Raw genomic sequence first — 10,841 nt, 5'->3', positions numbered from 1 at the left:
TATATAGGTTTCATCGACTCTCCACGAGTCGTTTGTTTGCTTGAGATGACGCCGTACTCTTTCATCTAATTCAGGTCCATATTGATGAACCCAACGCATAATGGTTGTATGAGCTATCGGCAGGCCTCGCTCCTCCATCATTTCCACCAAATCACGAAAACTGAGGTTGTACCGCAGATACCATCTCACCGTTAATAAAATAATATCAGGTTGATAATGTTTCCATTTGAACAAATTTTGTTTTTCCATACTAATCACACCCCTCTTTTAGAGTAATAGTATCAGTATGTCCAAGATTTAGAGATTACTTGCAATCAATTTAATCTTTTTGCACCAGAACCCATAGTCTAGATAGCGATACTTGGAAAACTTCAGATGAGGATTTTCTAGAGTGGAGAAAACTAATCTCTTATACGGATGACTTTAAGTCAATTGTGGCGAGTGAAGTCCGTCCAGTATTACCACCAGATAATAAACAAGAAAATACCCCTATTGTGAAAATATGTATAGAAATATTGAGTATCCCTTTTATTTATCAATATCGCAATATAGAGCAATAGTATTATTTAAACATGACAACAAATAAATTGACAAAATGGGCTTTTCTATAAATTGATACCCAAGTGGCAACCCTTTATCATAAGAGTACAAATTAACTATTTGCATAATAAATGGTGAAAGGGGTTTTTATAGAGATGACGAACTCAAATCAGTCAAACTCAGCTGCTAAAGTGAAGATCCAACGCTTTGGCAGTTATTTAAGCGGCATGATTATGCCCAACATAAGTGGGTTCATCGCTTGGGGAATTATTACGGCTTTATTTATTCCGACAGGTTGGCTCCCATATGAAGATTTTGCAAAGCTTGCTGATCTAATGGTCAAATATCTTTTACCGATACTTATTGGATTTATGGGTGGGAGAATTGTTTATGACTTAAGAGGTGGTGTAGTTGGTGCAACAGCTACTATGGGAGTCATAGCTAGTGCAGATCTCCCGATGCTTTTAGGAGCTATGATTATGGGACCTTTAGGCGGCTGGGCTATCAAAAAGTTTGATAAAGCCATTGACGGAAAAGTGAGATCTGGTTTTGAAATGTTGGTTAATAACTTTTCAGCCGGTATTATTGCAGGACTCTTAACATTACTTGCCTATAAAGGAGTCGGCCCGGTTGTTATAACACTAAACAAAGCATTAGCAGCCGGCGTTCAAGCCATTGTAGATGCAAATCTTTTACCACTTGCAAGTATATTTATCGAACCAGCTAAAATCCTGTTTTTAAATAACGCCATTCAACATGGCGTTATAAGTCCGATTGGTATCGAGCAGGCAACTAATGCTGGTAAATCGGTTTTATTCTTATTAGAGGCTAATCCGGGGCCAGGTTTAGGTATTTTATTAGCATATATTTTATTTGGTAAAGGAATGACAAAACAATCAGCACCTGGTGCAGCAATCATTCATTTCTTAGGTGGAGTTCATGAAATTTATTTCCCTTATATTTTAATGAAACCGCTTCTACTTGTAGCAGCTGTAGCAGGTGGTGCAACGGGCATATTTACCTTCTTGGTATTTGATGTAGGTTTAGTAGCTGCGCCGTCACCAGGTAGTATTTTCGCAATATTAGCCATGACACCAAGAGGCAACTATTTAGGTGTTATTGCCGGAGTATTGGCAGCAACTGCTGTATCTTTCCTGATTTCTGCTGTGATTCTAAAAGTTTCTAAACAATCAAATGAAGAGGATCTAACCAAAGACGCTGAAAAAACAGCGGCACTAAAAGGAAAAGAAAGCAAGGCTTCTGTTCACATTAAAACAGAAGCAAATCAAGAGAAAGTTACAGTAAAAGAAACTAATGTACAAAATGAATTGACAAAAGATGTGAAGAAAATTATTTTTGCTTGTGATGCTGGAATGGGTTCCAGTGCAATGGGAGCTTCTATCTTAAAAAATAAAATACAAAAAGCAGGACTGGATATCTCAGTATCAAATACATCAATCAACAATTTACCTGCTGATACTGATGTTGTTATCACACATAAAAATTTAACAGATCGAGCAATAGCTAAATTGCCGAATGCGACTCATATCTCGGTTGAAAATTTCTTAAATAGTCCGAAGTACGGTGAAATGTTAAATGTATTGAAAAACGTGAAAGAGAATGAAACTGTTAAATTAAAAGAAACGGCAGAAATTGAACAAGAATATGAAAATGTTTCAAAAATCATCTTTGCTTGTGATGCCGGGATGGGTTCCAGCGCGATGGGAGCCTCTATCCTGAAAAATAAAGTGAAAAAGGCAGGACTGGACGTATCCGTATCCAACACATCGATTAACAATTTACCTGCTGATGCAGATATTGTCATTACGCATAAAGACTTAACAGACCGAGCAAAAGCTAAATTGCCGAATGTACGTCATATTTCCGTAGAAAATTTTTTGAATAGCCCTAAATATGATGAACTTATGGAAAAATTAAAAGTAAATATGTAACGATTTAGTCTGGTTCAATGAACCAGGCTTTTTTAGAGGTTTTTTAGAGACTTTATCAAAAATGTCAACAATGTAATTTGACGAAAGTGTATTTACCTTTCATTGTTTTAAGGGATGTAACTGTTTTATCATAATTATGAAGGTATCAAATTAAAAATTTGTCACCATCATAATGAGAGAAATGAATTCAACCACAGTTCCTTACTGGAGTGAACAATGTGTATATTTCTGCAAGAGAAAGACTCATACTTGAAATTCTACTAACAAAAAAGGAAGAAGTGGCTGTCAAAGATCTTGCGTATGAAATTGACGTAAGTGTCCGTACAATTCATCGGGATATAAAAGGAATTGAGGATATCTTAAAAGATTATGACTTAGGTTTAGTGAAAAAATCAGGAGTAGGCATTCAAATCACTGGAGAACAAGTAAAAATTGAAGAGCTAAAATTCAGTCTCTTTAATCTCGCCTATAATGAGTATACACCTGGTGAGCGCCAGATGATGGTTTTATGTACATTGTTAGAGTCGACAGAACCCGTTAAGCTCATAGCTCTTGCTAACGATTTAAATGTGACTATTGCAACTATCAGCAATGATTTAACAAAATTAGAGGATCGATTGAAGGTTTTTGATTTATCTATAATTAGAAAAAGAGGCTACGGGGTTGAAATCGTTGGGAATGAGACCGGAAAAAGAAGAGCGATGAGCAGCGTAATTGCGGACAATCTTGATGAAGTAGAGTTTTTATCTCTAGTCAGAGAGAATATTCAAAAAAAGTCAATTCAGCAAACTGATTCTATTTCTGAAAGGCTGTTAGGCCTTGTTGATAAGAAGAAACTGCTTATTGTTGAAAAAGTAATCGACGAAATTAACGAAGAGCTGCCTTATTCAATAGCTGACAGTGCCTATATCGGCCTGGTTGTTCACTTAGCACTGGCAATCGAGCGTATTTTACAAGGGGAGAACATCAATATAGATCAAGCTTATTTAGAAAGATTGCAGACTGCCCCGGAATACAAAATAGCAGAAAAAATAATAGACAAGTTAACAAAAATCTTTAAGTTTCCTATTCCGATTGCCGAAGTTGGTTATATCACCATGCATCTGCAGGGAGCAAAATTAAGGCATGATAAGGAATATTTAATTGAAGAGTCTAGTTTTCAAGTGGCCATAAAGGCAAAAAGTCTTATCCAGTTTTTAGAGGAGCAGTTAAATTACGACTTAATAAGTGATAACTCTCTTTTCCAAGGTCTGGTGGCTCACTTAAAACCCGCAATTTATCGAATAAAACAGAATATGGGAATTACAAATCCTTTATTGCAAAAAATTAAAGAAGATTATGCAGATTTGTTTGTTATCGTTAAAGAAGGTGTAGAAAAAATCTTTTCGGATTTGACTGTGCCAGATGAGGAAATTGGCTATTTAGTGATGCATTTTGGTTCTGCGCTATTAAGAAATGAGGGAACAGGAAATTTAAGTGCTTTAATTATTTGCTCAAGTGGCATCGGAACATCCAAAATGTTGGCAACAAGGCTGTGGCAGGAATTACCAGAGATCAAGCGGCTTAAAAACGTGTCTTTATTCGAATTAAATCAAATTAATACAGCAGATTTTGACTTGATCATTTCGACAATAAACTTGCCTAACTTATCAAAAGAGTATATTGTAGTCAGTCCTATTTTAAAAAAAGAGGAAATAGAAAAGCTTAGAAGTTATATCAGAGAACAAACTTATATGAAGGGTATTTATAAAAAGGTACCTTTAACAGAAATCAAAATCCCTGATTCTAAAAATAAAGAACAAACGATAGAAAGAATGGAAAGCATTCATCTATACTCAGACATAATTTTGACGGTTCTCAGAGGATTTCAGATATTACATTCGGTGGGGCCTCAAACTGTTGATCATGTGTTAGAAGAGGCTTGTATGACCTTATATAAAAAAGAAATCATACTCGATGTCAAGTTAGTTATAAAAGCTTTACTTGAACGTGAAAAACTTGGAGGGCTTGGTATTCCTAATACTAAGTTAGTTTTGTTTCATTCCCGGAGTGAATACGTGTTACGTCCCTCCTTCACGATATTTAGTCTTGAAAAGCCTATTCAAGTTAAAACGATGGACCAAACTGAGATGGAAGCAGACAGCATTCTTTTGTTATTGTCACCTGAACAGTTCTCTAGCCAAGGGTTGGAGGTATTAAGTTATATTAGTTCACTAATTATCGAAAATGAACATAGCATCTCGTTATTTGAATCGAAAAATGCCAGTTCTATTTCTTCTTATATGGCTGTTAAGTTTGAACAATTTTTGGATGAAAAAATAAAAGAAATGAGGAATATATAACATGTCTTTACCTATTTTATCAACAGAAAATATCGTATTAAACGCTGAAGTGGAAAATAAAGAAAGCGCGATTAGATTAACTGGAAGTGTTTTAGTTGAAAGAGGATATGTAGATCCAGCATATATCGAAAAAATGCTTGAGAGAGAGGAGTTAACCTCTACTTATATGGGAAACTTCGTTGCCATCCCTCATGGTACAGAAGATGCGAAAGAGTCTGTAAAGGAATCTGGTATTACTATTATTCAAGTACCTGGCGGAGTAGATTTTGGTAACGGGAATCTTGTTAAATTGTTAATCGGAATTGCCGGAAAAGGTGATGAGCATTTAGATATTTTATCTAAGATTGCAATTGTTTGCTCAGAAGAAGAAAATGTCATAAGCATAGTAAATGCTGCATCTAAAGAAGAAATTCTGGATCTTTTTGAAGGTGTGAACTAGTATGCTGGCTGTGCATTTCGGTGCAGGAAACATCGGGAGAGGGTTTATTGGCAGCCTATTATATCAATCGGGTTTTCAAACATGCTTTGTTGATGTGAACAGTGAAATTGTTGATTTATTAAACGAAAAGCAAGCGTACCGTGTTGTATTTGCCGATCATTCCCAGGAAGAGTTGTTAATTAAAAATGTACATGCGGTTAACAGCAAAAGTGATCCTGATAAAGTGGTAGAAACGATTGCACAGGCTGATTTAGTGACAGCCGCAGTAGGTCCTAATATTTTACCGCTTATTTCAGGTCTTATTGCACAAGGGTTGCGCAAGAGAATACAAACAAACGATCAACCACTGAATATCATTGCCTGTGAAAACATGATTGGAGGCAGTACTTTACTGAAAGAAAAAGTGTATGAAAAAATTAGTGAAGAAGAAAAAAAAATGTTTAATCAACGTTTTGGCTTTCCAGATGCCGCTGTTGATCGAATTGTTCCTAATCAAACAAATGAAGATAAGTTAATGGTGATGGTAGAGCCATTTTATGAATGGGCAGTAGATCAAACAAAAATGATTGGAGAAAAACCAAAGATAGAGGGAATCACTTTTGTTGATGATTTAAAACCTTATATTGAAAGAAAGTTATTTACTGTAAACACAGGGCATGCGGTTGCTGCCTACTTGGGTTATTATGCTGGTATTAAAACAATCAATGAAGCGATGGAACAACAAGGAATTAAAACTCTTGTAGAGAAAACGCTTCAAGAAACGGGATTATTATTAGTACAAAAATACAGCTTCGATATGGATACGCATAAGGAATATATTGCTAAGATTTTGAGTCGTTTCTCCAATCCATATATATCAGATGACGTAACTCGAGTCGGACGTTCTCCTATTCGTAAGCTTGGCCTTAATGATCGTTTGATTAATCCTGCTAGGCAATACGTTGAAATTGTAAAAGAGGAGCCGGTTTACTTAGCTAAAGGTATTGCTACAGCTTTCCTATATGATTATCAAGGGGACGATGAAGCTGTAGAGTTAAAAGATAAAATTAATAGTCAAGGTTTAGAAGCTACTATCTATGAATACACAAAACTTACTAAAGAAACCGTGCTAGTAGACCTAATTATCAATCAATTCACTTTATTAAAAGATGGAATTTTAGTATAAAATAAAGTCCATTATTGAGAAGCAAAACGTTTTTTATTAGTATGTTTAGAAATTAAGTAAAACATTGTTTGAACAATCAAAGATATTACAAAAAATCTCTTTATTATGATTAAGGGAACTCATATTTAATTCCATAAAATAAAAAATGGAGGAAAAGCGTGAATAAGATTGCAGTATTAACAAGCGGTGGGGATGCACCGGGAATGAATGCAGCTATTCGTGCGGTCGTAAGAAGAGGAATCTTTAAGGGACTCGACGTGTATGGCGTAAAAAATGGGTACGATGGTTTAATGACGGGAAATTTTATTCAAATGGATCTTGGCAGTGTAGGTGATATTCTTCACCGTGGGGGGACCATATTATACAGTGCACGCAGTGAGAGGTTCAAAACAGCAGATGGGCAACAACAGGCGTTAGCACAATTAATGGAAGTCGGTATTGACGGATTGGTTGTTATTGGCGGAGATGGATCTTTTAAAGGGGCTGGGAAGTTAACTGCCCAAGGCTTTCCTACGATTGGTATCCCTGGAACGATTGATAATGACATTGCAGGGACGGACTATACGATCGGGTTTGATACAGCTGTCAACACAGCTGTGGAGGCGATTGATAAAATTCGCGATACGGCCTCCTCCCATGAGCGCACCTATGTAATTGAAGTCATGGGTCGTGATGCAGGGGATATTGCCCTATGGGCTGGCATGTGCGCTGGGGCGGAATCCATTATCATCCCAGAAGCTAACTATGAGATCAATGATATGATCGATCGTATTAAGCAAGGACATGAGCGAGGAAAACTGCATAGTATTATCGTCGTTGCTGAAGGTGTATGTAAGGGAACAGACATCGGAAATATGATTGAAGAGAAAACAGGATTTGATACAAGGGTGGCCGTCCTTGGACATTTTCAACGTGGGGGATCCCCTACTGCTTATGACCGGATGATGAGTAGTCAGATGGGAGCGAAAGCAGTCGATCTATTAGTGGAAGGCAAAAAAGGTGTAATGGTTGGGGTGAAGAATGGTCAACTGATTTATACACCTTTTGAGGAAGCGGCTAAAGATAGGCATACCATCGATATGTCCATCTACCATCTAGCAAGAAGTCTGTCTATATAGGAGAAGTTATCCGAATGAGAAGGACAAAAAATCGTTTATACTGGTTGGGATATAATATGTTGCTTAAGACCTGTTATGTCCCGATTCCCTCTTATAAGGAATCAGTATGAAAACATTGTTATAAATTCAATAAAATTAGTATTTACAAATTTTTTATTTGAAAACAAAAGACTGAAAATTCACTCAGTAAATAAGGATCTAATTTTAACTTAGGGGGAAAATTTATGACTTTAAGCATGTTAACTTTATCAAACTATGAGTATTATTTGAATGGGGAATGGAAGGAAAGCAAGTCAGGTGAGACCATCGAGATCCACTCACCTTATCTTCACGAAGTAATTGGGAAAGTACAAGCAATTACAAAAGAAGAGGTGGATGAAGCCATTCGTTTCGCACATGAAGCACAAAAGGAATGGGCAGAAACTTTACTGCAACAACGTGCAGTTTATTTATATAAATGGGCTGATGAATTAGTCAACATGCAAGAGGAAATCGCTGAGACCATTATGAAAGAAGTGGGAAAAGGCCGTAAAGATGCGCAAAAAGAAGTAGTACGTACAGCGGATTTCATTCGTTACACGATTGAAGAAGCATTACATATGCATGGTGAAAGCATGAGAGGTGACAGCTTCCCAGGTGGGGCTGCATCGAAAGTGGCGATCACTCAACGTGTTCCATTAGGTGTCATACTAGCGGTTGCACCATTTAACTATCCGGTCAACTTAGCAGCTGCAAAAATTGCGCCAGCATTAATGGCAGGAAATGCGGTGATCTTTAAACCAGCGACACAAGGTTCGATTAGTGGAGTGAAGATGATTGAGGCTCTTGACAAAGCTGGGTTGCCAAAAGGTCTTGTCAACTTAGTAACAGGACGCGGTTCTGTCATTGGTGATTATTTAGTGGAGCATGAAGATATTAACATGATTTCGTTTACAGGTGGTACAAATACAGGTGTTCATCTAGCGACAAAAGCAAAAATGATTCCACTTGTCCTTGAGCTTGGAGGTAAAGACCCTGGTATTGTGTGCGAAGATGCGGATTTAAAAGAGGCTGCATCACAAATTATTAGCGGTGCATTCTCATACTCTGGCCAACGCTGCACAGCGATTAAACGTGTATTAGTACATGACAATATAGCGGACGAGCTTGTGGCGATGTTAAAAGCAGAAGTAGAGGAATTATCTGTTGGTTCTCCAGAAAAAGAAAGTACGATCGTTCCATTAATTGATGATGCGGCAGCTGACTTTGTACAAGGGTTAATTGACGATGCCGTTCAAAAAGGAGCGATAGTTGTGACAGGTAATAAACGCGAGCGCAACTTAATTTATCCAACGCTACTTGATCATGTAACAGAAAATATGGATGTTGCGTGGGAAGAGCCATTTGGACCTGTCGTACCAATCATTCGTGTGAAATCAGATGAAGAAGCGATTCAAATCGCAAACAAATCAGAGTACGGCTTACAAGCGAGCGTTTTCACAAAAGACATAAACCGTGCATTTGCGATTGCTAATAAAATTGACACAGGTTCTGTGCAGATTAATGGACGTACAGAGCGTGGGCCAGATCACTTCCCATTTATCGGTGTGAAAAAATCAGGAATGGGAGCACAGGGGATTCGTAAGAGCCTTGAATCAATGACGCGTGAAAAAGTAACAGTTTTAAACCTTTCATAGTCAGATAAAAAAGCAGTTTCGATTACCCAGCGTGACTTGCTGGGTAATCAATTTAGATAAACCTGAATTAACAGTTGAAAAAAATCAATTGCAAATATAGCTATCTATTAATATAGGAAATTCATCTGGTAGAAGAACAAGGGAGGGATTACCTGTTGAAAAAAAGCAAATTATTTCTTCTTACTATATTTTTTATTTCTACAATTATTATCGTATTTATTCATAAACAATTTGAAGAAAAGCCCAAAGTAGTGATTGTTTTGCAAACTTTAGACAGACAGTATTGGAGAATTATTGAAGCTGGAGCAGAAAAGGGATTTAAAGATTTTGGTATAGACGGTAAAGTTATTGCACCTAAAGATGGAACAGCAGAAGAACAGAGCGATCTGTTAGAGAATGTTCTTAAAGAAAATCCAGATGTATTAGTTGTTTCTCCGAGGTATTCACCTGTTATCATTCCTAAGTTAGAAAGTTTTGTTGGGAATAATATTCCCGTCTTACTGATAGATACAGACGATTCTTGGGGAAATAAAACAGCCTACATAGGTACCAATAACTTAGAATTAGGAAAAATGGCAGGGGCATTATTAGGTTCGCAGTTGCAGCCCAGAGATAAAGTGGCTCTTATTGGTGGAGAACCATCACCTGAAGGTGAACGGTTAAAAGGAGCTAGAGTTAGTTTAGAAGCTGTAGGGATCAAAATAGTGTCAGAAAAAATATTAAAAAGTGATAAAGTAGTTGTAAAAGAAATGCAAACAATTTTACACGAGCATCCAGATCTTAAAGGTGTAATTGCCGCAACTGATTATATTGCACTTCCTGTGTCAAAGATTATTCAGAAACAGGGGATTAAAATTCCAATTGTGGGAGCAGATGGAATTACCGAAATGGTTGAGTTAGTAGAAGAAGGAACATTAACTGGTACAGTAGCGCAAAACCCTTATGATATGGGATATTTAAGCGCTGAAGCTGCATTAAAAGTTACAATGGGGGAAAAAGTTAATAACATTGATAGTGGTGTAGATATTATCATGGACAATAATGCGAGGCAGAGACTAGATTTCTTAACAAGAGTGTTGAGGTGAAGTTGCGCTTTTGGGTGTTCCTTTTTATTTTACGGTTACTTCATTTGAATCCGATTAGATGCGATAGTTTTTACATGTAGATTTGGATTGCTCCTTTTTAGGTATTCCACTTGGGCTTTCAGATAAGCATTCTCTTCTTCTAAACTAGTGAAATTCTTTTTGGGCCATTATCTTCGGTAATCATCATACGATTCGCCATTTTGAAATTTCTTCACCCAGTTAGCAATTTGAGCATCACTCTTGATTCCAAAATATTCACGAAGCTGTCGGTATGAAGAACCTTCCTCCTGCTTCAAACGAACTACCTCATGTTTCAAAGCCTCGTGTCATAACAGTGGATAAAAATCCAGCTTACCCTACAGCAGTTGAAGCATTGAGAAAAGAAAAAAAACATACTATCAGGTATGCAACTCAGACAAAAGAAGTATTTAAATAATATCGTAGAACAGGATCATCGTTTTATCAAGAAACGTGTTCGTTCTATGTTAGGGTTGAAATCTTTTCGGACAGCTACTTACATACTG

At 37.0% G+C, this 10,841-nt stretch carries 8 protein-coding genes and 2 pseudogenes; 8 read left to right on the top strand and 2 right to left on the bottom strand.

What is annotated here, in order from left to right; all coding sequences use genetic code 11:
- A partial coding sequence (locus K9V48_RS25555; protein ID WP_498043132.1) for a transposase domain-containing protein occupies positions 1–249 on the bottom strand: 249 nt, incomplete at its 3' end.
- Between the two features lie 446 nt (positions 250–695).
- On the opposite strand from K9V48_RS25555, the gene K9V48_RS25550 reads away from it, so the two are divergent.
- From K9V48_RS25550 to K9V48_RS25520, 7 genes are all read left to right on the top strand, one after another.
- Positions 696–2,492, top strand: coding sequence for a PTS mannitol transporter subunit IIBC (locus K9V48_RS25550; protein ID WP_224141913.1), 1,797 nt, complete (start codon positions 696–698; stop codon positions 2,490–2,492).
- A gap of 218 nt (positions 2,493–2,710) precedes the next feature.
- Positions 2,711–4,834, top strand: a complete 2,124-nt coding sequence (locus K9V48_RS25545) for a BglG family transcription antiterminator (RefSeq protein ID WP_224141912.1) — start codon at positions 2,711–2,713, stop codon at positions 4,832–4,834.
- A 1-nt stretch (position 4,835) separates the two neighbouring features.
- Positions 4,836–5,273 carry a PTS mannitol transporter subunit IIA gene (locus tag K9V48_RS25540; protein WP_111615631.1) on the top strand — a complete coding sequence of 146 codons (438 nt, stop codon included), beginning with the start codon at positions 4,836–4,838 and terminating at the stop codon, positions 5,271–5,273.
- A gap of 1 nt (position 5,274) precedes the next feature.
- Complete coding sequence (locus tag K9V48_RS25535) at positions 5,275–6,438, top strand: mannitol-1-phosphate 5-dehydrogenase (RefSeq protein ID WP_224141911.1); 1,164 nt, start codon at positions 5,275–5,277, stop codon at positions 6,436–6,438.
- A gap of 158 nt (positions 6,439–6,596) precedes the next feature.
- Positions 6,597–7,556 carry a 6-phosphofructokinase gene (pfkA, locus tag K9V48_RS25530; protein WP_224141910.1) on the top strand — a complete coding sequence of 320 codons (960 nt, stop codon included), beginning with the start codon at positions 6,597–6,599 and terminating at the stop codon, positions 7,554–7,556.
- Positions 7,557–7,792: 236 nt separating this feature from the next.
- A complete protein-coding gene (locus tag K9V48_RS25525; protein ID WP_224141914.1) occupies positions 7,793–9,232 on the top strand; it encodes an NADP-dependent glyceraldehyde-3-phosphate dehydrogenase in 1,440 nt (479 codons plus the stop codon).
- 155 nt (positions 9,233–9,387) lie between these two features.
- Positions 9,388–10,317, top strand: a complete 930-nt coding sequence (locus K9V48_RS25520) for a sugar ABC transporter substrate-binding protein (RefSeq protein ID WP_224141909.1) — start codon at positions 9,388–9,390, stop codon at positions 10,315–10,317.
- Positions 10,318–10,406: 89 nt separating this feature from the next.
- Here K9V48_RS25520 and K9V48_RS25515 read toward each other — a convergent pair.
- A pseudogene (locus tag K9V48_RS25515) lies at positions 10,407–10,634 on the bottom strand (transposase); the annotation flags it as partial.
- On the opposite strand from K9V48_RS25515, the pseudogene K9V48_RS25510 reads away from it, so the two are divergent.
- Positions 10,625–10,841 (top strand): annotated as a pseudogene (locus tag K9V48_RS25510) (DDE-type integrase/transposase/recombinase); the annotation flags it as partial. The pseudogenes K9V48_RS25515 and K9V48_RS25510 sit on opposite strands and share 10 nt — an antisense overlap.

This window comes from Metabacillus rhizolycopersici, from assembly GCF_020075705.1.
The sequence above is the reverse complement of the archived record's forward strand: the minus strand, read 5'-3'. Positions and strand labels throughout refer to the sequence as shown.